Origin of the sequence: Chryseobacterium tagetis (genome assembly GCF_016735585.2) — a bacterium.
GTDB lineage: Bacteria > Bacteroidota > Bacteroidia > Flavobacteriales > Weeksellaceae > Chryseobacterium > Chryseobacterium tagetis.
In genome coordinates this window covers 530,236-554,916 of record NZ_JAERSE020000002.1, presented here as the reverse complement: position 1 = coordinate 554,916, position 24,681 = coordinate 530,236, and the positions used below count along the sequence as shown (strand labels likewise).

The following is a 24,681-nucleotide window of genomic DNA, read 5'->3' as shown; positions in this document are numbered from 1 at the left end:
TTTTAATTTTGTGATTGGTAGTTTTTATTAATTTGCTTATTGTATTCACCATAGACCTGTACAGCCCATTTTAGAATCTTTTCTCTGTCGTTTTCCGTTCTTTTTTCAATTTCAGAATAGGTGACCCCTGTGGAAGCAATAAGGTCTTTTGCAGCGGGTAATAACATGTCTTTCTTATAATCACTAAGCTCAGCGGAGGTTTTTGGTCTTTCAGGAGCAGGCTCTTTTTCCATGGCTACCTTTTTGATCGCCAGATTGAATTTTTGAACAGCTTCAGGTTTAGAAATTTCTGGTAGGGCAGAAGTGGCAATATTTTCGTTAGCACAGGATAAAATGCTAAGTAATGGAATACTTAACAGTAAAAATGTTTTTCTCATTTTCATATTAATTAATATTTTGGTTCAATAAAAGTAATGAATTTTGTCAATTAATCATTGTTGAGTGAAAAAATAAATTAATTATGTTGTTGAAAATGGAAAAGCTCCGATATTATTCGGAGCTTTTTTATAGTTATTTTTTTATAATTAATTTAAAGCTTTTTATAAATTGTTGATTGGAATTTTTTAAGGATAGAATATAATTTCCGTTGGATAAAATGTCTTCCAAATCAAAATTCACAGATTTATTGTTTTCAATTCTTTTAGAATAGATCAATCTTCCGGTCATATCATTTATGCATACAAAATGAGGCTCTTTCGTAAGAATATTTCCTGTCAAAACAAATGAGCCTTTGTTAGGATTATCATATAATTTCAAATTCTCACCAAGATCAGCTTCTGAAACAGATAAATTTGTAGGACTAAATTTTGCAATGTATCCAGCTCCTCCTTCATTCATTCCTGGCGGAAATGTCAAGGTTTGCTGGTGACCGTTACTGGTCGTATAACCGGAAAGTGAAGATGCAGATCCGTAAAGGAAAAAAGCATTTGAATTTGCAGAGAATTTGCAATTGATTACAGATAGCAAATTAGCTCCTGAACTTCCTGATGGAGGTGTTACAGGCCCTCCATAATAAGAAGTAAATAAATGTACACCAGATGTATTGAACATGGAAAAAAAGATGTCGAATACACCATTAGCGCTCGGCTTTACATCTTGAAAAGCCCCTGGAGTTGCAATGTTTTGATTTCCAGTGGTGCTTCCTGATACGATAATTTTATCATCCTTAACATCAAGATTATGATTGCTATTCAAAATCAATTCTATACCTGCTGTGTTTAAATAGGTTGTCCAGGTCCTATTTCCTGAATCATTAAATTTTGTAATAAACAAATCCCATCCATCCAAGCTACTCGCTAAATGTGCCCCTTCTTCTCCATAATATGTTCCGGGAGTTGTAGTGGTTCCTAAAATATAAACTCCTGTTTCTGTTACTCTTATGTTTTTAATCGTACCATGGGTAATATTGTTGGGTACACCATAGTAAGTTCCCCAGATTCGATTGCCGGTGTTTCCGTTTAATTTTATAATAGAATTCACGGCTTTAGCTTGTTGGAAAGTACCTGATGTTGCTAATGTAGAAACAGAAGTATTAATATCCTCTCCTGTAGCAATATATAGGTTGTTGTCAAATAGATCAATATCACTAATTGTTTTTGAAGGAATATAGGTAGCCCATATTTTTTGACCTTGAGAATTAAGCTTTACGACATAAGAATTGGAAAGAGGGCCTCCCTGTGGTGACGAAACATAGGTAAAAGAGGGGTCATATGTTCCGGGATCTCCTAAATTTTGCCATTTTGTAGTTCCTGCAATATAAATATTGTCCGTATTATCTGTTTTAATGAAAAAATCGGAATCTAAATTTTCAGGGACATATGTTTGCCATACTAAATTTCCGTTGGAATCATATTTTGAAAGTATAGAATCATCATTGGTGACATTAGAAGTTTGCCAACTCATGTTTGATAATGTAGGATAGTTGATAAGATCTGATTCCAAGTCATATCTATTTCCAGACTCGTCTCTGTGAGCGGGGATAATTTTGTCTGAATAAGCATTTTTATAGAGATTGTATTCTGCTAATAATATCCCCCCGGAAGTTGAAAAAATTCCTCTGAAATTATTTTTAGAATCAGTATTTCCAGGAGTAAAATAGTTGTTACTGGCAAATACAAATTGGTTATAATACGTTGTCGGAACGATTGTGGTATTATTATATGGATATGAGCTTATCCCGTCAACATATATATCTGAGGTATTTTTCTCGTAGATTTTTTGCACACCAGTAGATGTACCTCCAAAATACGTACCCCAATTTCTTTCATAATAGAAGGATGATTGGGAGAATAGAGAAGTGGAGAGCAAGATAAAAGATAAAAAATTTAATTTCATATTATATTTTTCAAAAATGAGTGATTTAATTGTAGTAAATATAAATAAAATAAATTACAGTTATTATTATAACAAAAAAGCATCGGAAATCTCCGATGCTTTTAATATAATTAAATTACGTATTTACGATTGAGAAGACTTTTCAGCCGATGATTTTTTCGCTTTTGGTGCTTTTCCTATCAAACCGTCTTTTGCCTCGTTAAGATCAAGAATTACAGTTTCTCCTTCACTTAATTGCTTATTTACAAGCATTTCTGCCAATAAATCTTCAATGTATTTCTGGATAGCTCGTTTCAATGGTCTTGCTCCAAAATCTTTATCCCAGCCTTTTTCAGAAATAAAGTCTTTTGCTTCATCAGTTAATTCAACTTTATATCCTAATTTTTCAAGTCTGCTGTACAATTTACCAAGTTCAAGATCAATGATTTTCTTGATATCAGTTTGTTCAAGAGAGTTGAAAATCACAATGTCGTCAATTCTGTTTAAGAATTCCGGAGCAAATGCTTTTTTAAGAGCATTTTCGATCGTGCTTCTCGCTCTCGTATCAGAACTTGTTTTCTTAGCAGATGTTCCGAATCCTACACCATCTCCGAAATCTTTAAGATCTCTTGTTCCGATGTTTGAAGTAAGAATGATAATAGTATTTCTAAAATCAATTTTTCTGCCCAAACTGTCAGTAACATGACCTTCATCTAAGATCTGTAACAAGATATTGAATACATCCGGGTGAGCTTTTTCGATCTCATCCAAAAGAACCACAGCATAAGGTTTTCTTCTTACAGCTTCAGTTAATTGTCCGCCTTCTTCGTATCCAACGTATCCCGGAGGCGCACCAACCAATCTTGAAACCGCGAATTTTTCCATGTACTCACTCATATCGATTCTGATCAAAGATTCATCAGATTCGAATAATTCTCTTGCCATTACTTTGGCCAACTCAGTTTTACCAACTCCTGTTGTTCCTAAGAAAATGAATGTACCAATAGGACGGTTCGGATCTTTAAGACCGGCTCTGTTTCTTTGAATAGCTTTCACTACTTTTTTCACAGCATCTTCCTGTCCGATTACTTTTCCGTTCAGTTTATCATCCATCTGAGCTAATTTATCAAGCTCATTTTTACCAACCTTGGTTACAGGAACTCCACTCATCATAGAAACCACTTCTGCAACATTTTCTTCTGTTACGGTTTCTTTTTTCTCCTTCACGTCTTTGTCCCATTTATCCTGAGCTGCATTCAGTTCCATCTGAAGTCTTTCCTCTTCATCCTTCAACTTTCTTGCTTCAAGATAATCCTGAGCTTTTACCGCTTTTTGCTTCATTTCCTTGATATCCTCGATTTTCTTTTCAAAATCAATGATTTCAGTAGGAACTTTCATGTTTTTAATATAAACACGAGATCCGGCTTCGTCCATCGCATCAATTGCTTTGTCCGGTAAGAAACGGTCTGTAATATATCTTGATGTCAAATTGACACACGCGGCAATTGCTTCCGGTGTATAAATTACATTGTGATGTTCTTCATACTTGTCTTTGATCTGATTCAAAATCTGAATGGTTTCATCAATAGAAGTAGGCTCTACCATTACTTTCTGGAATCTTCTTTCTAAAGCACCATCTTTTTCAATGTACTGACGGTATTCATCCAAAGTAGTCGCCCCGATGCATTGAATTTCTCCTCTTGCCAAAGCCGGTTTAAACATATTCGATGCATCTAAACTTCCTGTTGAACTTCCCGCACCTACAATAGTGTGAAGCTCATCAATAAATAAGATGACATCTCTGTTTTTCTCCAGCTCGGTCATAATAGCCTTCATTCTTTCTTCAAACTGACCACGGTATTTAGTTCCGGCAACCAAACTTGCCAGATCCAAAGTGATCACTCGTTTTCCGTAAAGAACTCTGGATACTTTTTTCTGTTGAATTCTTAATGCCAAACCTTCCGCAATCGCAGATTTACCAACTCCAGGCTCCCCGATAAGAAGCGGATTGTTTTTCTTTCTACGTGATAAGATCTGAGAAACTCTCTCAATTTCTTTCTCACGCCCGATTACAGGATCCAGTTTACCATCTCTTGCCAAAGAAGTCAGGTCTCTACCAAAGTTATCCAAAGTAGGAGTTTTACTTTTAGCAGAACCTAAATTTCCTGTAGGCTTTCTCATTTGCTCAAATTCCTCTCTTTCATCATCGTCGTCGTAAGCACTCATTTGCGGTGCCTGTCCGGAATTTTTAAGCATTGTTTGATATTCTCTTGAAACGCCTTCATAGTCGATATCATAAGCTCCTAAAATATTTGAAGTAGGGTCTTCATATTTATAAAGAATGCCTAAAAGCAAATGAACGGTATTAATTTCATTGCTCTTATATTGTCTGCATTCTAACTCCGCACGTTTAATAGCATGATCTGCCATTTTGGTGAAAGAAATATTGGTAACCTCTTCAGAAATAGGATTAAGACTTGCTGTATTTAGAGTTTCAATTTTTCTTCTGATTTGTGTTAAATCCGCATTAAGGTTTTGAAGGATTTCTTTTGCAGAGTTTTCCGTTTTTATAATACCTAAAAGTAGATGTTCTGTATTAAGAAATTCACTTTTCAGCCGTTTAGCTTCGCTTTTGCTTTGTTTGAACACTTGGCTCAAACCTTGTGAAAACTTATAATCCATAATATATCTCATTAGAATAAAAGCAACATTGCCATTTATTCATTATCTAAATTACAAATATTTTACCAAAAATCAATAAATGACGATATGGCAGAAAAAATTTTATTATCTTATTGAAAATGATTAAGTTTGTTATCCTCAAAAATTTTCTCATGATTCCCGAAATTGCTACTTATGTCGGATATTCCGCTTCACTTTTTATCGTGCTGAGCTTCATATTGAAAGATATAAGAAAAATCAGGATTGTAAATATGATAGGCTGTATCTGTTTTGTCATTTATGGCATTTTCAGCGGAATGCTTTGGCCTGTAATTATTCCCAACGGATTAATTTGCTTTATACAAATTTACCACCTTTTGGTAGATAAAAAGAAGTAATGGGCAGGAGAAAAATTATTACTTCAGCATTCAGTAACTTATATACGGATCAGCGTATAGAAAAGGTTTGCAGAACTTTATATGAAAACGGATATGATATTGAACTGATCGGAAATGATTGGAACGGAGCAGAAGAAATGTCTCGACCGTATCCATTTTCCAGAATAGAGTTAACATCAAAAAGTTTAAAAACAGCATATTTTGAATTTAACTGGAAATTATACCATCAATTAAAGCAAAAAGCAGATAAAGATACCATTCTTCATGCCAATGATTTAGATGCCTTGCTTCCGAATTATCTGATGGCTAAAAAACTGAATATTCCGTTAATTTTTGACAGTCATGAAATTTTTTCCGAAATGCCTGCGATTCAGGGCAAAATGTCACAAAAATTGTGGAGATCTCTGGAAAAGACAATTATTCCGAAGATCAAATTGATGATTACAGCGAGTTCAGGATATGCCAATTGGTTCAAAAATCGATACGGAATCGATCCCGTTGTGGTTCAGAATGCTCCAAGAAAATTTAATTTTCATCAGAAAATTCCGGATAACAATCCTAAAGTTCTTTTATACCAAGGAGCGATCAATCCTTTCCGCGGAATCGAGAAAGCAATTTTGGCAATGCATCATGTAGAAAATGTTGTTTTTCAAATTGCAGGAGACGGACCAAAAAAAAAGGAATATGAAGAATTGGTGATGAAAGAAAATCTTCAGCATAAGGTTCAGTTTTTGGGAAAATTACATCCTGATGATTTAAGAGAAATTACACTGACGGTAGATTGCGGAATGAGCATCGAAGAAAATGGGGGAGAGAGTTATTATTATTCTTTACCAAATAAGGTTCTGGATTGCATTCAGGCGAGGGTTCCTTTAATTTTATCTGGTCTTCCCGAAATGCAAAAAATTAAAAATCAGTTTGATGTAGGAGAGATCATTAAAAACCATGAACCTTCTACAATTGCTGAAGCACTAAAAATAGTTTTTGATAGAGGACGTCAAAATTATCAAACTGAACTTGAAAAAGCGGCGAATGTCCTTTGCTGGGAAAATGAAGAAGTAAAATTATTACAAGTCTTTGAAAAGGCTTCTCAAAGTTTTTAGTTTCTATTATACATTAAAAATCACCATAATTTAGACTAATTTCGCTCTCTGAGTTATACTTCTGGCTGTTCAGTCTAAATTTAACATAAAATTAAAAAACTGTAAAATTTAGTATCTTTGCAGAAAGAAAGTACAGAACATGACCATTAAGGAAAAACAGCAGGAAATTATTGACGAATTTGCGTTTCTTGACGATTGGGAGCAGAAATATGAATACATCATTGATCTTGGGAAGGAACTGAAAGGGCTTTCTGAGGATAAAAAAACTGATGAAAACCTGATCAAGGGCTGCCAAAGTAAAGTATGGATCGATGCAGAATTCAAAGACGGAAAATTGTTTTTTGATGCTGATTCTGACGGTATTTTGCCAAAAGGTATTGTTTCTCTTTTAGTGAGCATTTACAGTGGTCATTCTACACAGGAAATTTTGGATTCTGATTTCGAATTTATTGCTGAAATCGGTTTGCAGGAATTTCTTTCTCCTTCCAGAGCCAATGGCTTAATGGCAATGACAAAGCAAATTAAATTTTACGCAGTTGCTTATCAGTTGAAATCGTAATTGTGACAAGAGTTTTAGCATATCGTTTTTCGGCTTTTGGTGATGTTGCAATGACAGCTCCTGTTTTCCGCGAGTTTTTAGAGCAAAATCCGGATGTGGAAATTGTGATGGTTTCCCGAAAGAATTTTGAGAGTTTATTTGCAGATATTCCGAATGTTATATTCAAAGGAATCAATCTGGATGATTATAAAGGTTTCTTTGGATTGAACAGATTAGCCAATGAGCTTATAAAGGAATTTAAACCTGATCTGATTGCCAATCTTCATGATGTGATCAGAACAAAAATTTTGGATAAAATATACAGGAGAAAAGGTTTAAAAGTTTTTAAAATCAATAAGGGAAAAGAAGAAAAGGAACGATTAACGGATATCTGGAACCTGAATAAAGTTCAGTTGAAAAAAACGGTTGAGCGTTATGCAGATGTTTTTCGGGAAATGGGTTTTGAAGTGAATCTTTCACATCAATTAAGACCAACCTCAAATAACAAATCAGGTATTGGTTTTGCGCCTTTTGCTCAACATCAGGGGAAAATGCTTCCGTTGGAAAAATCTTACGAATTAGCAAGGATTCTGGCCCAGAAACAGAAGGTGTACTTTTTTGGTGGAGGAAAGAAAGAGACTGAGACCTTAGAAAGGTGGGAGAGGGAAATACCCAATACCTATAGTTTATCAGGGAAATTGAGCCTTGCGGAAGAATTAAATAAAATTTCTGAACTGGAGCTGATGATTTCTATGGATTCTGCCAATATGCATCTGGCTAGTTTAATGGGAACAAGATGTATTTCTATTTGGGGGTCGACTCATCCTTATGCGGGTTTTTTAGGTTTTGGACAGAGTGAAGATGATGTTGTTCAGATAGAGGACCTAACCTGCAGACCGTGTTCTGTTTTTGGAGATAAAGAATGTTATCGAGGAGACTGGGCGTGTCTGGAAGAACTTGATATACAAAAGATTGTCGAAAAAATTTAATCTAATGAAGCTTTCTATCTGTATTCCCGTTTATAATTTTGATGTAAGAGAGTTGGTTCTTGATTTAAAAAAAGAAATTGAAGACAATGAAATAGATGCTGAAATTATTCTTATTGATGATGCATCGGAAGAAAATTTTAAAATAATTAATTCCAATCTTCAAAGCGAGGTACAAAAATTCATTTTTCTAGAAAATAATATTGGCAGATCAAAGATCAGAAACCTTTTTCTTGATTATACAAAAGGAGATTATTTACTTTTTCTAGATTGTGATGTGAAAATTGATAATACTAATTTTCTTCTAAACTATTTAAATGAAATTGAGAAAAACTTCTGGGTGGAGTTAATTTACGGGAATTTTAAAATAGATACTCTATATTCAAAAAGCTTAAGAAACAGATATTCTGTGGAAAGAGAGATTTTTTATGAAGAAAGATCTTCAGATTTTTCTTTGTTTAAAACCGTGAACTTTATTATTAAAAGAAAAATTTTTGAAAGTTTTTTATTTGATGAAAGGCTTAGAAATTATGGTTATGAAGACTTTGTTTTTGCTAAGCTTCTTGAAAGTAATCAGATAAAGTACTTTGCATTTAATAATCCTGTTATTCATTTTGATGATACATCTAATTCTGCGTTTCTAAAGAAAGTAGACATTGGGATAGATTCTTTATGTAAATTGAGTAAAGATGAAAAAAGCAAGAATTTTATAAAGGATATAAAGGTTTATGATACAGCTGTAAAATTAAGAAAAATAGGGGTAGATTCTTTGGTTCTTTTCTTATATAATTTTCTGAATAAAATAATTAAAAATAATCTGCTTTCGGAAAATCCAAGTATTAAATATCTAGATATATATAAACTGAACTTATTATTAAAAAAAATGAAGGCTATTAGTTAGGTTTTTTATGTTTTTAATGGGAATAGATGATATATTATTATAATCGTATGATTTTATGTGAGCCTATTAGAAGTGTTTTTGTGGAAGAATTAAAAATAGGGAGTAATGATTTTATTAGAATTATTCTTAACGTCCTTCATAGGGATAAGGTATAATGCAAATTATCGTTAAAAGTAAAAGTTTCTAAATCAGCAAAACTATATGTGCTAGGTTACAATAGATAATTATTAAAGTCAGACATAAAATAGAGCTGCTATGGGGAATGATTAATGATGTATGATGATACTGTAAATGCTTAAATAGGGTAAATAATAGTTGGAAAGGATTAATCCTTGAATAGAAATCTATAAAAAACAAAATAAAAATCTCCCTTAAAAAAGAGAGATTTCTGTGGGTCCTGAGGGATTCGAATTCTTTTAGTTTACATTTTGATATGTAATGTCTTACAAGTTTTTCTTAATGAGGGTACGCCTAAAAGTATGCCTTTTTACTCTATAAGTATTCTTAAATATGGAAATGTATCAGAGAAGTAAATCAGTCTAATTTCTCTCCTAGCAGGAAAATAGATATTCCAATAAATTACCTTCCTAGTTATAAACTTGTGTATAATCATGCCATCAGGCAGGATATCAAGATTTACTCTTGTTACTCTATCTGATAGAACCTTATTAATTCTGTTGTAGTATTGTTCTGACTTCTTATCAAATTCCAGTATTACAACTTCCAATATATCCCAATAGAATATTAGTTCTGTCCTATGTGGTGTAAAATTTAAAAACTTCTTTATTTCATGTCCCATCCATAAATAGCTACAATAAGCATTATCAGGTATATTGTCTGCAATACTAATTAGGTTTAATTCCCAGTTGTCATACTGATATCCAATTCTAAATGGTATTCTTGGTTTCATAGATTTATAAATAAAAAACCACCTGAAATAGGTGGTTTAAAAGGTTTATTGGTACTTAATAATTTTAATCCTTTCTGAATTATAAGATTTAATTATTTCTACAACACCTATTATTTTTCCTTCTTTAAAATAAATTTGAAAGCCACGATACCCATAGCTTTTAAATATGGTATTATCATAGTTTACTGGTGTTATATCAGGCTCTAGTGTCACAACAAAAGGTTCTTCACTATCTTTTATATCTCTTAATCTCAAAGGATAATTGTGAATACTTAACCCATTATTGTGAAAAACAATAGGAGGTTTTCCTAAATCAAGAACTATTTCAGTAGAAGTATTATATACTTGTCCATCTAATTGATAATGAGTTGAATTAAAAGTGTGTTGTGCTTTTAATGCTAGTGGAAATAGTAAAACTAAAATAAGGGTTAGGATTTTCATGTTTGTTAGTTTAATATTTATGGAAGTTCAGTTTTAGGGATTTTATATGAGTTTAGGAATTCTATTATATCATCTGCATTAGCTTCTGTAAGTCCTACTTTATCATCTATTTGAAAGAAGTGCTTTTCTTGGATATCCAGTATATCATCTTCATCATCTATGATAACATAGTTTTCTAAACCTCCTTTTAATGTCTTGTGATAATCTCTAATCCATTTAAGAATTTCCAGACCTCTCGGAGCTAGTTCAAACGTGTCTTTATAATGAAGTGATTCTGTAATACTAATTATCTCAACATTTAAATTAACTTCTTTAAATAACTCATTGATTTCCTCTAAGCTTCTTACAAGTCTCCAAGCAGAAGACAGAACTACTTTAGCATCGGTACTACTTATTATCCTGTTTAGAACAGTAACATTTCTTGGATCAAAGTGAGAGTTCTCTTTATGATGGGAATGTAGGCTCTTATTCTTGTAATACTCTGCATTATTTAAGACACCATCGATGTCAAGATATATGATTTTCATTTCTTTTTGTTTTTAAGTTTGAATATCAAGAAGAGAAACCCTATTACTCCTAGACTGATTAATCCCCATTTAATAGCTTTTTTAGTTTCATATTCCTTCTTCATCTCTTGAAGAGTTATCTCATTAGGCATTTCATAAGGGCTAAGCCCATTAGCTTCTGCCATTTCCCCATATTCTTTAGAAAAGGTCTTTTTACTTTGAGAAGCACTACCATAAAGCCCAGATTCATCTTCTCCATATGTATTAGGAGCTTCTGGTTTATGTATATTTTCCTGACTCTCAGGTTCAGAAAATAAACTTTTTAATTTATCTTCTGATTTAGTACTTGCTGACTTATTTTGACTTATACCTCCAATTCTTAATATTCCATTGTAATTACTAAAACCTCTTATCTTACCATTCTTAAAAGTAATAGTAGCTATACCAGCTTCTCCATATCTCCAAATCTCCTCATCAATTGTTTCATAAGATTCTATACTGAAAGGCTCACCTTGTACTTTCTTTACTTCCTGTTTAGTAGAACCTATATTGATATATTGTGCATACAGAGTATTTAAGCTTGATAATACAAGAATAAATAAGGGTACGATTAAGATCTTTTTCATTGTTGAGTTTATTTGGTTCTTAATTTATCTTTTAATATTCCTTATGCCTTACGGAAATCCATAAAACAATGTTGTCATATATGGCATTAAACTCAACAAACTTAACTCATTCCTTTGATATTGCCAAATATGTCAAGTATGGAGAAATCAGAATTATTAAAATCTGTGGGTAAAAGAATACAGGAAATAAGGAATAATAAGGGTTTAACTCAAGTTGAGCTAGTAGGAAAAATTGATGGGGAAATTGATACTACTAATATTTCAAGAATAGAAGCAGGAAGAACTAACCCAACCATATTTACTCTTTACAGAATATCAGAAGCCTTGGAAATAAAATTATCTGATTTAGTAGATATTGACTTAGTTGAAGAAGAATAGTCCTTTTCAAAATTTGGCTATTATATTATATCTTGTAAAAGATGAGACTTATTTGTATGATATTTACAGGGAATTAAAATCACCTTTGCGTTTGCTTTGAGATATTTTACATATATGCTCCTTATAGAACAATAGAATATATCAGAGAATTCTCTGTTAATTTTAAAACGTAAATATTTTAAGATTAATATTTATAGTAGTCCTTCATCAGCAAAACTGTAATAAGATTCCTTATTGATAATTAAATGGTCAAGTAATTTGATTTCTAAAAATTCACATGCTGTTTTTAATTTACTTGTAATATCCATATCAGCTTTGCTTGGTTTCAGATTTGTGCTTGGATGATTGTGAATTAATATAATATGAGTTGAAATAGACTTTAATGCAATAGAAAGAATTAACCTTATATCTACTACACTAGAAGATATACCTCCTTTTGATAAGCTATAAATACCTATAACTTTAAGTGCATTATTAAGAAACATGATTTTGGCTTCTTCAAACATTTCAATTGTATCTAAATTCCAATAGGTGAGAGCTACTCTGTATGAAGACTCACTGGTAGAGACAATAGTATCTATTATGTTAGGAGAATAAGAAACCTGTATTTCTGATACCTGATGATTTTGCATAAATAAAAAGGATTAAGTGGGGAATTATAGAATAAAAACTTCCAATCTCGTATTTACAATATATAGCATACAATACGAAACTGGAAGTTTTTATGTAATAAAGCTCTATTTGAACTCTAAGATTAATCTGCTAGAACATGGTCATATTTTCCATTAGTAGAAAAAGTTTCCAAATCTGCTTCAAATCTATCAGATGAAACTCTATTAGACTTTATTGAGCTAGAAGGAACACTACTTTCCAAAACATAAACAAATCTGTGTTGCATAATAATGGATTCCCCTGTTTCTTTGATAACATACTCATAAGGCTCACATTCTTCTTTCAGAACACTACCCTGAAGCTCTGTACCAATCAAAGCCTTACAGGTTTCTTCATCAAATGTAGATGAAATGAAAGTCTTTTTTGCAGTAGCATAATATTGATTGGTCTTTTGGCTTAATACCATTTCAATACCTCCTTGAACTTCTAGAGCACAAAATGTTGTACCATCCTCTCTTTGTCTTGATTTGTAACTGATAATTCTTACCATTGTTTTAAGTTTTTTGAGTTAGATTTTCACCTTTCCTAAGAAATATGTTCAGATTCAACTATAGCTCTAGAAGAAATTTATAGTCTGCCTGAAATTTTATTTTCTAATAGAAAAGGTACGGGGGAATCCCGTTGTCCAACATAAGTGGGGGCATTTTGTATGAGGAAGATTGTGTGAAAATAAACTCTAAAAAAATATTTTAAATTTTTTAGTATTAAGCATGGAGAATTATGATAAATAAAAAAGCTGCCTTATGGCAGCCAAAATTGAGTTTAGTCTTTACACCAAACAATCTGAGATTTAATAATCCAAAAGTGACTCTTGCATTTTATTTTTCTTCTAATGGAAGGATGAAAAGAAAAATGACTGCTATTTGAATCTAAATTTAAATTCCACGAAGGTGGAGTGTCATTCATTAAGTTTAATGTCAAAATATCACCACATCCACAAGGACAGAAAAATTTAGAGTACCAATAATCACCATTTTTAATATCACCTTCAATATAGATTGTTTTATCCTTTAATTTTTTTGGGAACTCGTTTAAAAAAACTATTTTAAATCTCTTTTCAAAAGTAAAAAAATTGCTTAGCCAATTAATAATTTTTCTCATCAAGGGATTTGTATTAATGGTTGCTTATTTCCTATACCCAAAGTGTTATCGCTGAAAAATCTTGATTTTGATTCAGAAACAGAAATGGAAGAAATATCCCAATCACATAGGTTAATATGTGTTGAATCAAATTTGCGATTCTCATTATATCTATAAGGGTGAATTCTACTTAACATTTCGCATACTGCTAGTGAAGAATGTAGAGTATTAATGCTTATAACAGCAGGGCTAGCAACATTAATATTATCAAAATATACCTGTCTCTTTTTAAACTCTTCAGGATCTGTTCTTTTCACTTCTTCATCAGCTAATCTTTTAGAAGAATAAACATTTCTTTCAAGCAAAGAAGCACTACCCGGATATACATAATGGATATTTCCATTGATGGAATCTATACCACCTCTTCCATCTGCACATAGTTTAACTCCAATATCAATTAGTGGTATTAAGTAATAATGAGAGATTAAGTTTAAATAGTGCCTTCCTTCTGCTGAATCAACACATCCAAATATAAGATCACAACTTGCTAATTCATTTACTACTAATTGCTTTTCTTGAACTAAAAAAGGAAGTGTAGTTACTTTAGTTCCTAATCCAATAGAATCAATATGTTTTTTTATGGCATTAACTTTTAATTCATGGGTATTTACATCATCCATTTTTAATCCATAAATCCTATTCATATTTGCGAGCTCTCCTTTGTCATTATCAACTAAAACCAACTCTCCAACTCCAAGTCTCACCAGCTGTTCTATAGTAGGGCTTCCAGTTCCAGAGCAGCCAACAACACCTATTTTTAATGATTTAAGAATTTTAGTTGTTTTGTCACCAAAAGCTTGAGTATTCCTATCAGTAAATTCAAGGAAATCCGCAGCTAAAATGCTTTCAGAATAGAGTGTCTTACTTATATTTTCTCCCACTATGTTTGTACTATATAATGGATAAAACTCTCTTGCTTTATCAATTATTCTCCCTTTAAAAGAACCGTCAGGGTACATGATCATACTAGCATGGGGTAATTCACTATCAGTCCACCCATAAACACATTCAAAAAAACTTTTATCTGATATGTCATCTAATTTTGAAAAATCAGAATCTTTAATTCCGTGTGAGTGAAATTTTATAATAGCATAATCATTTGCTAATGCTTTTTCCAAGAGGTGCTCTACGCTATCTATCTTCCACTTTACAAAGTCTTCAGCCCTTTCACATTCATTGTAGGGTAATAAATACAATTCATGAAGTAAAAGAACATTCGTTTTATCTGTATTTAACCTGCCGCACAATCCGAACGCAACAGCTTCAAGCCCATCTCCTGGATGGAGATGGATTTGAAGTTTGTTGTGTTGATATTCAGTTAACTTAAAATTCACTTTCATGATTAACGCTTTTTAAATTCACTTTTTAAACAGTTAATCATTAAATCATAATGAGAAGCAATACTATCTGTTTCGGGATCCCATATATTATTACCAGTTCTATGTCTTGACCAACGTTGATAATCTTTTCCTTCAATTGCTTGTAGGGTAAGTGCTCCTATTGGCAATCCATCTGCTCTAAATAGAGGAGGGTAAAAATAAAACATATCCAGCGCTGCTGCTGGATATTGTTTAGGAATCATAAATGCTACATCTGCATTTTTCACATTGTAACCATCGGGTAGAGTGCATGAACGTAAGATTAACCAATCAGAACTACCATTATTAATATTATTTACGGTTCTAAATTTCTCTAAAAAAGATAAATCTTCTTCAAGTAGTTGTAAGGGCAAATCAGTTCTTATAAAACCTTCAGTACAGTCAAGAGGTTCTATAACAAATCTTTCTACTCCACAAACAGTTAAATCAACTACTTCTTGCAGTCCTATTAGTACTTTTCCTCCCTTGCTAAACATTTTTACACGGTGATTATCAGGGTCTTTTCCAACAATATTAAGTATCTCAAGACCAGTAATCTTCTCTTGATTTACCTCGTATTTATCACCATTTATTTTAATAAGGTATTTATAGGTAATATATGGAGTGGATCCCGAACAGTAGCATTCGTGAATGTCAAGAGTTTGCTGTTCATAAGGGAGTATTGTGAATCTCTCAATTCCACATTCAGTTAGGTTTACCTGAACTTGAGGACCAATCAGTGTTTTATTAGCACGGGTTTTCATGCTTATAAAATGTGTTGTGGGATTAGTTTGTGCTAATTCATGCAGCTCAAGCCCAGTGATTATTTGTTTTTTGGTTTTATGAGGCTGCTCATTAATGTAGAATTCGTATTCATAAGCTATTTCTGGTTTAACGCCTGAGTGATAACACTCTCTTAAATCTGTTTTATTATTATTCATTGTATTAATTTTTTTGTTGGAATTAGGTTCCATAGTAGTAAATATTTAGAATTATTCTTTTTGCTCATTAGCTTTCTGAAGGCTTTTGTTAACAGAAAAGAAGTCCCATTTTTTACGTTGGAGCATAATACCATAAAAAAAATTTGACAGATTTATTACAGAAGTGTAACTGTAATCAAAAGAAAATGCTTAAGTTTGTGGTGCCAACCTACAAATTTATCATCTAAATTTGTTACAAATTACGAAGTCTGGTAGTAAGACTGCCGGGCTTCTATTTTATATTTCTTTTATTCTTATATCAAAAAATTCTTAATTAGATAATTGCCATTCAGACTTTAGAAAAGTCTCAGGTACAAATTTATAAAATTTTTTAATACGACAAACAAAATGTTAAAAAAAAAATAAAAAAAATAATGTCAAGTATTCCCAACATTCTATTGTTTTATTAAAAAAAAAATTATAACTTTGCAGTATGAAATCAAGAAACTTTTAAAGTAAATCAAATATGAACACAATCAGTAAAGAAAAGTTTTATACTACGATTGGTTCCTCTATTGTCACTAAAAGAAAAGAACTTGGCTTAACGCAGACAGAGTTAGCTAACAAAACAGGAATGAGCAGAACTTCGATTGTCAACATAGAAAAAGGAAAACAATATCCTCCTGTTCATTTGTTGTGGATTATTAGTTGTGCTTTAGATGCAACACCTGCAGATTTTTTTCCTGAAAACAATAGTGGAATATATGTTATAGAGGAGAATATTCCTCTAAAAAATGTAATTCTTAAGAAGGCTAAAAAAGAAGATATAACTGAAGAATCTATTTCTAAAATTAAATCTTTTGTTCTTGGGATGTAATTATTTTATTATATTGTTTAGCTATTGACCCCCTCCTGAATGTTAAAAAATCAAATCGAAAAGAAAGCACTTGAAGTGCTTAATAGTTTAGAAACACTTGAAGCTCCAATTCCCATAAAGAGCATAATTAAAAGCTTTGGAATTAAACTAAGTCCATACGATTTAGGTGAAGATGTTTCAGGTGTATTAGTAATTGATAATGATAATTGCAAAATAGGCTATAATTCTACTGAATCTTATTCAAGACAAAGATTTACATTAGCACATGAATTAGGTCATTATATACTTCATAAAAACAAACAGCAAGAGGTTTTTGTGGATAATATTACCTATATGTTCAGAAAAACAAGCTCAAAGAACAAAGATTATAAAATTGAAATGGAAGCCAATCAGTTTGCTGCTGCTATTTTGATGCCTAAGAGCTTGATAGAGAAAGAGCTAGAAAAATTAGACGATGGGTTTGTTAATGACCATAATTTAATTTCTGAATTGTCTAAGAAGTTTAAAGTTAGTCAAATTGCAATGACTTATAGACTTAATAATCTAGGGTACTTTTATGATTTTTAAGTAATATAAAATATAAGATAGAGCTCCAGTCTAAAAACTGGAGCTTTTTATTTTAGCTCAAAAACCCATGATAATCAGAACTAGTATTAGGTGTCTTCTGAATGCCTTTTGAGAACTCAAAAGCATTTCAAGTTCCTGTCTAAGAAGGTATCAATATAACGGCTCTTGTTTGCCTGTGTAATACTTCTACCTACAAGCTGAGCAAGTTGATTTTCTGAAAGATAATCCTGTGTGAGTTCTTTCATTTCTATGAGGTGTTGTAGTTCTGCATTATAACTCTGCATAGTTTCTAAAGCTTGAGAATATAAATCATTTGCACTTGTCAATTCCATTCATTCTACTTGGGTAGGATATTTCTGTATCTTCAAAATTCTCATTATCACCTAGGAAAATGTTTCTGATATTCTTCCTAACTAAATTCCTTAATTCTAAACCATCGGCACTTTCCCTATTATGTTATTAGAATTTTAAATGTTAAAGGCTTCTTCTAAAGCAGTGGGTTTAATGTTGTTTTGAGTGTCTATTTTGTGAAAAGTTATTTGGGTTAGCTAAATGAATAAGTATTAATTTCCTTGCTTCAAAATCTGGTTTTAAAGAGTTATGGTATTGAGGAAACTGTTTGTATAATGCTAGGAGTTCAGCTACAGAGTTACAACTTTGAATCGCATTATAGACCTCTTCTTCAGTAACTTCTATCAGGTTAGGAGATTGTTGTTGAGTAGAATTGTCACTAGGTTTACTTCCTGTATTACACCATTCTAAAATCATTTTACCTGTTTCAGGGGTAATAAGAAATTCTGATCTATTCATAAATAATCCTGTCCTGTCTTTAGAAGCTTTAGCAAGATGATTTTCATTAATAAGCTCGAAGTTTATAGTTAGCTCATACTCAAAGCCATCTCTAGTGATTTCCTTAGTTCCATGTTTCACAACTTGGGTTTTACCATTACTACCTATATCAAGGGAATAATCTATTTTCCTTCTAGTAGTTGTAATGATATGGCAACTTGATTGTAATATCTTATTTATAAAGGCTTGGTGACGAGGACTCACGTTTGCCCAATCTTGGAATCTACCACCTAACTTTTCATGTATTTCTAAGCATCCTCCTGTGCCATTCCATTCATGGCTGGCTGAGTCTACAATAATAACTTCAATTCCTGATTTCTCACATAGTTCAATAGCCTGAATATATCTTTCAGGGCCATAAGGAGCTTGTAAATCCAATACATTATAATTACCCAAAGCTGAATACAGAGATGCAGAAGAATTTTCTGTGTCTATAACAGCTACTTTGCTCCAATCATTTGTAATTCCATATGCTAATTGTAAAGCAGAATAAGTTTTTCCGAAACCTGATGCTCCAGATATGCCAAGTCTTAATTTGACCTGCTGTCTTTGTGATTGTTTTAATTGCATAATAAATAGTTTGTAAAAAAAATATAGAGCCAAAACACAATTTGGCTATTAGCTTCAAACATGCTCTGGTGGGGCTAAAATACTTGAAATTGTCATTTTAAAATTGTAACTTTGTGTACCAAAGGTTTTGGAACAAAAACTTACAACAGAGTTGTCCTCCTCTGAATTCGTGCGTTGTTAAATCAAAGATTTTCAGGATGGGGGAGATTTAAAAAGAACCCCCTATGTCTTAACCTGTAAATTGAAAGTTCCTTCTGGAACTATAGAATATACATATAATGAAAATGTCCACTTTCCGTATTGTATAATACTACTCCTACGGAAAGTGGACATTTTTTAGAATAAATCTTCTAGATTGGAATATACTTTTAAAGTATCTAAGTTAATATAATCCTGAGTTTCTACAAAGTTTAATCTAGCTTTAAAAGGGATTAGCTTTATGGATCTTACAGGCTTAACATTCCTCCTCTTACCAAGACAGTTTATTTTAGGGTCAACAGTTCTTTCTTCTGTGTCAAGAAAGTCCTCTCTTAAGAGGGAATACAATGTTTTTAATTTACTTTTTAATACATTGCTTTCCTCAAACCTCCTTCTGAATTCAAAAACACCAATTTCTAGTAGCTTATCATTCCTATATAAGTTTAGTAATCTTCTAATTTTTGTAATGTCTTCTGTTGTGAAGAATCCGTCATAATAACTAGAAGGAATAAAATGATAAGAATCATCCCCTCTTCTATACTCATTAAGGGATGCTATCATCTTTTCTCTGAAATAATTGAGTATTTGATAGAACTCAACTCTTTTTTTATAAGAAACATCATCTATAGAGTCAATATCTATGTTTTTAGTGTGAGCTATTGCATCACTAAAGTAATCACCTCTTGAATAGTCCTCATCATATAGAGATTTTAATTTACCTTCTTTCAGCTTACTAGTAAAAAGTAAAAGTTGTAGTTCAAACTTCTTTGCTTGTGGTGTTCCTTCAATAATATTTTCAAAAGAATCTCCCCCTGCTTTCTTATAGAGTAGCTGATAATCCTTAAATAAGGATGTTTTAAAGTCATTATAAAAGAGTGAAAAATTAGAAAATGAAGCTAATGAATAGAAATAGTCTTCCCCATAAAACTGATTGAGTACTGTTTTTAACACCTCTTGAACTCTACCTTCCTCAAATTTGATAACAGGTCTAAAACTTATTTCTTGTAACTTACAATTAATAAACTGATTAGTTAATGCACTATAAGTTACATACGAGCTTATATCTCCTCCAAAGAAAGGAACTTCATTAGCAAGGAAATCTTCTCCCGTTTCCAATTTAAACTCCTGAAAGGATGGGAAAAGGAGCCTTGGCAAAGTGGTACTTCTAGATAAGGAATCTATTGCTGTAATCTCATCTTTTACATTTCCTTTTAGCTTATTCTCATAGAAATCTCTTAAAAGAAAATCTTGTCTGTTTAGTTTGATATATTTTACCCTGCTATCAGGAGCTTTGTAATGTTGAACTAGATTATAATACTGTTCAAAAACTTCCTTCTGTTCTGGTGTCATGCCAGAATAAACCAAACTATCATAGTGAAAATGGTCTGGCTTAGGTAAAACAATATGTATTTCCCCCTTAGTTCTTTGTCTTGCTAATGCTTGGATTACAGAGTTAACACCTCCCGAAAAGATCCCGTATTTATTTCTAAAAGGTAATCTGGTACTTCTAGAAGGTAATATTATTACAAATGCATGATTGTCTTTTTTTATACTAACACCCGTTTTGAAGTTAGTTCCAACATTGCATTTCTCATTATCATATTGATTAGTAGGACCAGCATTTTCTTCTCTTTGATTAGTATTCAGCTCAGAAGTACAATCTTTTATCTCTCCATAAGTATCTAGAAGTAACTTTCCAATCTCATCCTTTGGATTGATTAAGCTTTTAGCTAGGTTTTTAGAATAACATAGTATGTCAACATTTTTCTTACGGGTTATCAAGCTTTTAATTAAACTATCTATCTCTATGGTTTTAGAAGTAAAATTGTAAGCAGAAGAGTAGTATAAATGTAAAGTACTCTGCTTATCAACAAATCTCACTCTTTCAGATTCAATAATCTGAATTTTATAGTCTGTAAGCTCAGCTAAATATTCTATTACAACCTTAGAAGCTTCATTGTAAGTAGCACTTAGTATAAAATTCTTTTGAATCACACTTCTCCATTTCCATAAGTTGAATATATATTCTTGTTGAAAGTTATGATAGGAGTCATGTATTTCATCATAAATGAAAACAACCTTTATTCCTTCTCTTTCACAATGGGTTACAAGAGTATTTATATACTCTCTTTTAATATCAGAGTTTTTAAATCCATCTTCTCCTGGATTTCCTAATAAAGTGTTTGCTGTAACAACCTGAATTTCTCTTTTAGTATAATCAATACCAGTGCTTCTTCCCAAGTTATCATAACTATAAATCTGATCAGCAGGAACCCCTGATTCCTCAATATCATTACAATATTGTTTAACTAAACTTACAAAAGGAGAAACTACAAAAACTAAATACTTTTCATTTGAGTCAAAGTACCTTTTTACAGTTTGAATTATAGCATATGATTTACCTTGCCCAACAGGAGCATTGATTACTACAGTGTTTTTATGTGCAAGTTTTAAATGGGTTTGTAAGGTATCATTTATATAGCCATTAGGATCAGGAGATATTAATATTTTGTCCCCTCCATTTTCAATTTCAAAATCAGTTCTTGGAACTCTTGTTCCCGAAGCATCTAAAGTAAACATGAAATCTTCAGGATTAATCTCTTTAAATTCTATAGGGAATGAATCAAATTGACTCAGCTTGGCATCTAGTAACATAAATTGAAAATTAACTCTCTGTAAAAATACAAAGAGTTAATAATACATAATGCTCACTTAAGCTTAGAATTTAATTTACTCATCTGCTCACCAATTTTCTTCTTAACCACCTTGGCATAATGCTGCTGAGTAATCCCGATCTCTGAATGACCTAAAAGCTCACTCACAATTTCCATAGGAACATCATTATACAGTAGGATAGTAGAGGCAAAAGTCTTCCTTCCAATATGATGAGTTAAGGTTTTAGTGATACCTACAATATCAGCTATTTCCTTTAGATAAGAATTAAACTTTTGATTTGTAATAACAGGGAGAAGCCTAGTTTCAGTTCTATACTTGTTTAAAATACTTTCAGCTTTAGATAACAAAGGAATATCATAATCCCTTTTAGTCTTCTGTCTGTGAATATGAATCCACTTGTTACTGTCATAGCCTGTCTGAATATCACTTACTTTAAGATTTGCCATTTCTGTATATGCTAATCCTGTGTAGCAACAGAAAATAAACATATCAGCTACTTGTTGTAATCTTTCAGAAGCAAACTGATGTGTCTCTAATGTTTCCAATTCTTCTTTAGATAAGAATACCACCTGTTTCTTAGGTTTCCTGTTCTTGTAGAGTAGGAAAGGATCTTTAGTTAAGTGATCCAATCCTACAGCTAACTTCACTATCTGTTTAAGCCTCTGTATGGTCTTATGAACTGTATTTTGTTTAAATTGTTTTTCAGCTTTGAGATAAAATTCAAATTCTGTAATGAATGCCATAGTCATGTCTTTCAGGAGATAGTCTGATTTATTGTATTTGTATTTTATAAAGGATTTTACATGAACCTGAGTTTGGTAGAACTTAGCTACAGATACTTTGGTAGTAGAAATACCAATCAATTTTTCCTGTTTAGTGATATGCAGGTGAAATACTTCCATAATGGATTTTTCATGCTTGATATTTTCTCCTTTATATTGTCTGTAAATATCATCTACATCAAAGTCCTTTTCCTGAACTTGAAGGAATAAAAAAGCCTGATTAATTTCTTGTTTAATCAGGCTGAGTTGAGTATTGATCTGTGTATTTTCTTTATTGGGAGGATGTGCTTTCTGTTTTGAAGCATTCCAATAATCTGGGTTCATAAATATACCTGTTGAAAACTCTTTTCTTTGGCATTCATTTGTGATCCTACAGGTTAAAGGACATAGGTTATTTGCATTTACTTTTGCTCTTCTTATATAGAATAGTATTTTCATTTTTGTATTATTTATAGGGGTTTAAGATGGGACACCAGAACTTTTTTGGGACACCAGAAGGGACACCAGAAAGTAAGGAGGATTGTAAAAATTAAAGAAATAAAAATCTCAAATTGAATTAGGATTTTTAAGTTCTAAATTGGAAAGGACACCTGAGAGAAAATAGGGACACCTAAAACTCTGCCTTAAAATTGAAAAATATTGAGATTTAAAAAACTTAGGATTTAAATAAGAAATGCTGTAAACTCCCATGAGTAGGAGAGAAGTGGTATAAATAAAAAAATCTCCCAGAAATCTGAGAGATTTTTGTGGGTCCTGAGGGATTCGAACCCCCGACCCTCTGGGTGTAAACCAGATGCTCTGAACCAACTGAGCTAAGAACCCGAATTTTTTTGAAAGGTTTCGTTTCCTTTTCTGTGGGTCCTGAGGGATTCGAACCCCCGACCCTCTGGGTGTAAACCAGATGCTCTGAACCAACTGAGCTAAGAACCCTCTTTATCATTGTTTCCTCGATTAGAGTGGTGCAAATATACGACTTATTTGGAAACCTCCAAATTTTTTTCTAAAAATTCTCCCACTACAAAGTTACTTCCACCGATAAAAATCATTTCTTCGTTTGTACATTGTTCTTTTGCAGATAGATAGGCTTCCTGTACGGAATTAAAAATTTTATAAGAAATTTTTGCCTCAATCAGCAAATCTTCATAATCTTCGGGGTGTCTTCCTCTGTTAATGGCAGGTTTGGCGAAATAGAACTTAGAATTCTCGGGCAAAATTTTAGTGACTTCGTCGATTTTTTTGTCATTAACGAATCCCAAAATGATATGTTTGTGCTTGTCTATAGAATTTAACTGATCAAAAACATATTCTAATCCGGCCTGATTGTGTCCCGTGTCACAAATTGTCAACGGAGTTTTAGAAAACTCGAACCAGCGGCCGATGAAATTGGTGTTTAGATGAACGTGTAAAAGACCATTTTCAATATTTTTATCGGAAACAGATACATTTAATTTTTTCAGTTCTTCAATTAAAGCCAGGACGACTTTAATATTTTTAGTCTGATAATTACCTTTTAGATCTGAGGTAAGTTCCGTTTTTAATAAAGTGGCGTCAATAAATGGAGCATTCTCCTGATTCGCTTTATTCTGAATGATACTTTTTACATTAGTATTTTCATCACCTGAAATAATAGGGGTCTGGTTTTTAATAATTCCTGCTTTTTCTGTTGCGATTTCTTCAATGGTGTCGCCTAAAATATTTTGATGATCCAGCTGAACATTCGTGATGGCTGCAACCAATGGCTTTATAATATTCGTTGAATCCAGTCTTCCACCCAATCCAACTTCAATAATGGCAAAGTCAACATTCTGCTGATAAAAATATTCAAAAGCCATGACCGTAGTAAACTCAAAAAACGAAGGTTTAATATCTTCCGGAAGATTCTTCAGCTTTTGAATAAAATCAAAGACAAATCTTTTATCACAGTTTTTACCGTTTACTTTAATACGTTCTGTAAAATCGATCAGATGTGGTGAATTGTAAAGTCCGATTTTATAACCTGCTTCCTGAAGTACAGAAGCAAGCATATTGCTTGAAGATCCTTTTCCGTTTGTTCCTCCAATATGGATACATTTTATTTTTTCCTGAGGATTTCCAAAGAAATTGCAAAGCCTGGTTATATTTTGTAAGCCGGGTTTATATGCTTTCTGACCGTCGATTTGATAATTGGGAGCCTGTACGAAAAGCCATTCTACGGCTTCTTGGTATTGTTCATTTGTCATGATACAAAATTCTCAAAAGTTTTTTAAAAAGGGACATTAATTTTTTTTAATTGTAACTTTTTTTACATCTTCGCGTCTAATGTGAAAAAAGC

25 protein-coding genes and 2 tRNA genes are annotated in these 24,681 nt (G+C 32.2%); 8 read left to right on the top strand and 19 right to left on the bottom strand.

The genetic code is table 11. The annotated features are described in order from the left end of the window. Nucleotides 1-2 precede the first annotated feature (2 nt). From JI747_RS07970 to JI747_RS07960, 3 genes are all read right to left on the bottom strand, one after another. Nucleotides 3-383 carry a hypothetical protein gene (locus JI747_RS07970; protein WP_225687546.1) on the bottom strand — a complete coding sequence of 127 codons (381 nt, stop codon included), beginning with the start codon at nucleotides 381-383 and terminating at the stop codon, nucleotides 3-5. Between the two features lie 127 nt (nucleotides 384-510). Continuing rightward, nucleotides 511-2,334 (bottom strand): T9SS type A sorting domain-containing protein, encoded by a 1,824-nt coding sequence (locus JI747_RS07965; protein WP_225687545.1) that lies wholly within the window; start codon nucleotides 2,332-2,334, stop codon nucleotides 511-513. A 123-nt stretch (nucleotides 2,335-2,457) separates the two neighbouring features. Continuing rightward, nucleotides 2,458-4,995, bottom strand: a complete 2,538-nt coding sequence (locus tag JI747_RS07960; RefSeq protein ID WP_225687544.1) for an ATP-dependent Clp protease ATP-binding subunit — start codon at nucleotides 4,993-4,995, stop codon at nucleotides 2,458-2,460. A gap of 152 nt (nucleotides 4,996-5,147) precedes the next feature. On the opposite strand from JI747_RS07960, the gene JI747_RS07955 reads away from it, so the two are divergent. The 5 genes from JI747_RS07955 to JI747_RS07935 all read left to right on the top strand — a co-directional run bounded on the left by JI747_RS07955 (nucleotide 5,148) and on the right by JI747_RS07935 (nucleotide 8,900). Beyond that, complete coding sequence (locus JI747_RS07955) at nucleotides 5,148-5,372, top strand: uroporphyrinogen decarboxylase (protein WP_225687543.1); 225 nt, start codon at nucleotides 5,148-5,150, stop codon at nucleotides 5,370-5,372. Further along, entirely contained in the window at nucleotides 5,372-6,475 is a 1,104-nt protein-coding gene (locus JI747_RS07950) for a glycosyltransferase (RefSeq protein WP_225687541.1), read from the top strand. Before JI747_RS07955 ends, JI747_RS07950 begins: the two co-directional genes overlap by 1 nt. A 139-nt stretch (nucleotides 6,476-6,614) precedes the next feature. Next, nucleotides 6,615-7,034, top strand: a complete 420-nt coding sequence (locus JI747_RS07945) for a SufE family protein (protein ID WP_225687539.1) — start codon at nucleotides 6,615-6,617, stop codon at nucleotides 7,032-7,034. A gap of 2 nt (nucleotides 7,035-7,036) precedes the next feature. Continuing rightward, on the top strand, nucleotides 7,037-8,002 hold the full coding sequence (locus tag JI747_RS07940) for a glycosyltransferase family 9 protein (protein WP_225687537.1): 966 nt from the start codon (nucleotides 7,037-7,039) through the stop codon (nucleotides 8,000-8,002). A gap of 4 nt (nucleotides 8,003-8,006) precedes the next feature. Further along, nucleotides 8,007-8,900, top strand: coding sequence for a glycosyltransferase family 2 protein (locus tag JI747_RS07935; RefSeq protein WP_225687535.1), 894 nt, complete (start codon nucleotides 8,007-8,009; stop codon nucleotides 8,898-8,900). Nucleotides 8,901-9,387: 487 nt separating this feature from the next. Here the strand turns inward: JI747_RS07935 and JI747_RS07930 are convergent, their stop codons facing one another. From JI747_RS07930 to JI747_RS07915, 4 genes are read right to left on the bottom strand one after another with little or no spacing between them, the layout of a single operon-like run. Further along, nucleotides 9,388-9,810, bottom strand: a complete 423-nt coding sequence (locus JI747_RS07930; protein ID WP_225687533.1) for a hypothetical protein — start codon at nucleotides 9,808-9,810, stop codon at nucleotides 9,388-9,390. A 45-nt stretch (nucleotides 9,811-9,855) separates the two neighbouring features. Further along, entirely contained in the window at nucleotides 9,856-10,251 is a 396-nt protein-coding gene (locus JI747_RS07925; RefSeq protein WP_225687531.1) for a hypothetical protein, read from the bottom strand. A 17-nt stretch (nucleotides 10,252-10,268) separates the two neighbouring features. Then, nucleotides 10,269-10,778 carry an HAD domain-containing protein gene (locus tag JI747_RS07920; RefSeq protein WP_225687528.1) on the bottom strand — a complete coding sequence of 170 codons (510 nt, stop codon included), beginning with the start codon at nucleotides 10,776-10,778 and terminating at the stop codon, nucleotides 10,269-10,271. Then, on the bottom strand, nucleotides 10,775-11,383 hold the full coding sequence (locus JI747_RS07915; protein ID WP_225687526.1) for a hypothetical protein: 609 nt from the start codon (nucleotides 11,381-11,383) through the stop codon (nucleotides 10,775-10,777). The genes JI747_RS07920 and JI747_RS07915 overlap by 4 nt, the downstream gene beginning before the upstream one ends. Nucleotides 11,384-11,521: 138 nt before the next feature. Between JI747_RS07915 and JI747_RS07910 the strand changes: the two genes are divergently transcribed. Beyond that, entirely contained in the window at nucleotides 11,522-11,761 is a 240-nt protein-coding gene (locus JI747_RS07910; RefSeq protein ID WP_225687524.1) for a helix-turn-helix domain-containing protein, read from the top strand. Nucleotides 11,762-11,952: 191 nt separating this feature from the next. Here JI747_RS07910 and JI747_RS07905 read toward each other — a convergent pair whose 3' ends face one another. The 5 genes from JI747_RS07905 to JI747_RS07885 all read right to left on the bottom strand — a co-directional run bounded on the left by JI747_RS07905 (nucleotide 11,953) and on the right by JI747_RS07885 (nucleotide 15,905). Beyond that, on the bottom strand, nucleotides 11,953-12,393 hold the full coding sequence (locus JI747_RS07905) for a JAB domain-containing protein (RefSeq protein WP_225687522.1): 441 nt from the start codon (nucleotides 12,391-12,393) through the stop codon (nucleotides 11,953-11,955). A gap of 122 nt (nucleotides 12,394-12,515) precedes the next feature. Beyond that, nucleotides 12,516-12,923 carry a hypothetical protein gene (locus JI747_RS07900; RefSeq protein WP_225687520.1) on the bottom strand — a complete coding sequence of 136 codons (408 nt, stop codon included), beginning with the start codon at nucleotides 12,921-12,923 and terminating at the stop codon, nucleotides 12,516-12,518. A 272-nt stretch (nucleotides 12,924-13,195) separates the two neighbouring features. Beyond that, entirely contained in the window at nucleotides 13,196-13,534 is a 339-nt protein-coding gene (locus JI747_RS07895) for a DUF6527 family protein (RefSeq protein WP_225687518.1), read from the bottom strand. Next, nucleotides 13,534-14,913, bottom strand: a complete 1,380-nt coding sequence (locus JI747_RS07890; RefSeq protein WP_225687516.1) for a ThiF family adenylyltransferase — start codon at nucleotides 14,911-14,913, stop codon at nucleotides 13,534-13,536. The genes JI747_RS07895 and JI747_RS07890 overlap by 1 nt, the downstream gene beginning before the upstream one ends. 2 nt (nucleotides 14,914-14,915) lie before the next feature. Continuing rightward, a complete protein-coding gene (locus tag JI747_RS07885; RefSeq protein ID WP_225687514.1) occupies nucleotides 14,916-15,905 on the bottom strand; it encodes a multiubiquitin domain-containing protein in 990 nt (329 codons plus the stop codon). Nucleotides 15,906-16,377: 472 nt separating this feature from the next. On the opposite strand from JI747_RS07885, the gene JI747_RS07880 reads away from it, so the two are divergent. Both JI747_RS07880 and JI747_RS07875 read left to right on the top strand, forming a co-directional pair. Next, nucleotides 16,378-16,728, top strand: a complete 351-nt coding sequence (locus JI747_RS07880) for a helix-turn-helix domain-containing protein (protein ID WP_225687512.1) — start codon at nucleotides 16,378-16,380, stop codon at nucleotides 16,726-16,728. Between the two features lie 39 nt (nucleotides 16,729-16,767). Further along, the gene (locus tag JI747_RS07875) at nucleotides 16,768-17,295 is read left to right on the top strand and encodes an ImmA/IrrE family metallo-endopeptidase (RefSeq protein WP_225687509.1); all 528 of its coding nucleotides are present in this window, start codon (nucleotides 16,768-16,770) and stop codon (nucleotides 17,293-17,295) included. Nucleotides 17,296-17,411: 116 nt separating this feature from the next. On the opposite strand, the gene JI747_RS07870 is transcribed toward JI747_RS07875, so the two are convergent. The 7 genes from JI747_RS07870 to JI747_RS07840 all read right to left on the bottom strand — a co-directional run bounded on the left by JI747_RS07870 (nucleotide 17,412) and on the right by JI747_RS07840 (nucleotide 24,589). After that, the gene (locus tag JI747_RS07870) at nucleotides 17,412-17,627 is read right to left on the bottom strand and encodes a DUF3871 family protein (RefSeq protein WP_225687507.1); all 216 of its coding nucleotides are present in this window, start codon (nucleotides 17,625-17,627) and stop codon (nucleotides 17,412-17,414) included. Between the two features lie 169 nt (nucleotides 17,628-17,796). Continuing rightward, nucleotides 17,797-18,714 (bottom strand): AAA family ATPase, encoded by a 918-nt coding sequence (locus JI747_RS07865; RefSeq protein WP_225687505.1) that lies wholly within the window; start codon nucleotides 18,712-18,714, stop codon nucleotides 17,797-17,799. Between the two features lie 336 nt (nucleotides 18,715-19,050). After that, nucleotides 19,051-21,567: a DEAD/DEAH box helicase family protein gene (locus JI747_RS07860; RefSeq protein WP_225687503.1), complete on the bottom strand. Its 2,517-nt coding sequence runs from the start codon at nucleotides 21,565-21,567 to the stop codon at nucleotides 19,051-19,053. Nucleotides 21,568-21,620: 53 nt separating this feature from the next. Next, nucleotides 21,621-22,808: a site-specific integrase gene (locus tag JI747_RS07855; protein WP_225687501.1), complete on the bottom strand. Its 1,188-nt coding sequence runs from the start codon at nucleotides 22,806-22,808 to the stop codon at nucleotides 21,621-21,623. 309 nt (nucleotides 22,809-23,117) lie between these two features. After that, nucleotides 23,118-23,192 (bottom strand) — tRNA-Val (locus JI747_RS07850). Between the two features lie 33 nt (nucleotides 23,193-23,225). Further along, a tRNA-Val gene (locus tag JI747_RS07845) sits at nucleotides 23,226-23,300 on the bottom strand. Nucleotides 23,301-23,344: 44 nt separating this feature from the next. Further along, on the bottom strand, nucleotides 23,345-24,589 hold the full coding sequence (locus tag JI747_RS07840) for a bifunctional folylpolyglutamate synthase/dihydrofolate synthase (RefSeq protein WP_225687499.1): 1,245 nt from the start codon (nucleotides 24,587-24,589) through the stop codon (nucleotides 23,345-23,347). Nucleotides 24,590-24,681: the final 92 nt, after the last annotated feature.